This is a genomic window from Pseudomonas sp. 10B238 (assembly GCF_000970615.1).
GTDB lineage: Bacteria > Pseudomonadota > Gammaproteobacteria > Pseudomonadales > Pseudomonadaceae > Stutzerimonas.
This window is the reverse complement of sequence record NZ_KQ033982.1, coordinates 1-573: the sequence shown is the minus strand read 5'-3', so window position 1 is coordinate 573 and position 573 is coordinate 1. Positions and strand designations below refer to the sequence as shown.

The following is a 573-nucleotide window of genomic DNA, read 5'->3' as shown; positions in this document are numbered from 1 at the left end:
CGTTGGGGACCGTGGCCAAAGTACAGGTGACAGACGGACCGCCCATGCTTAAAAGCGAAAACGCAAGGCTGTCGGGCTGGGTTTACGTCGATGTTCGTGGCCGCGACATGGCGGCTGTGGTGGGCGATCTGAGGGAAAAGATCAGCAAAGGGGTCCAGCTCGAATCCGGCATGAGCATCAGCTATTCCGGCCAATTCGAATTCATGGAGCGCGCTAACGCGAAGCTGAAGCTCGTCGTTCCGGCTACCTTGCTGATCATTTTTGTATTGCTCTACCTAACGTTTGCCCGCTTTGGCGAGGCGCTGCTCATCATGGCTACGCTGCCATTCGCTCTGACCGGGGGCGTCTGGTTCCTATATCTGCTCGGGTACAACCTATCCGTAGCGACAGGAATCGGATTCATCGCACTGGCAGGCGTTTCTGCTGAGTTCGGCGTCATTATGCTGCTGTATTTGAAGAACGCCTGGACGGATCGGGTTAACGCTGGAGCCCATGGCGAAGGCGTCCTGCTCGACGCCATTCGTGAAGGTGCTGTCCAGCGAGTGCGCCCCAAGGCCATGACCGTAGCAGTGA

1 protein-coding gene is annotated in these 573 nt (G+C 57.4%); it reads left to right on the top strand.

Going from position 1 to position 573, the window contains the following annotated elements; translation table 11 throughout:
- On the top strand, positions 1-573 hold a 573-nt coding region (locus RT21_RS22885), incomplete at both ends, for an efflux RND transporter permease subunit (RefSeq protein WP_177327120.1).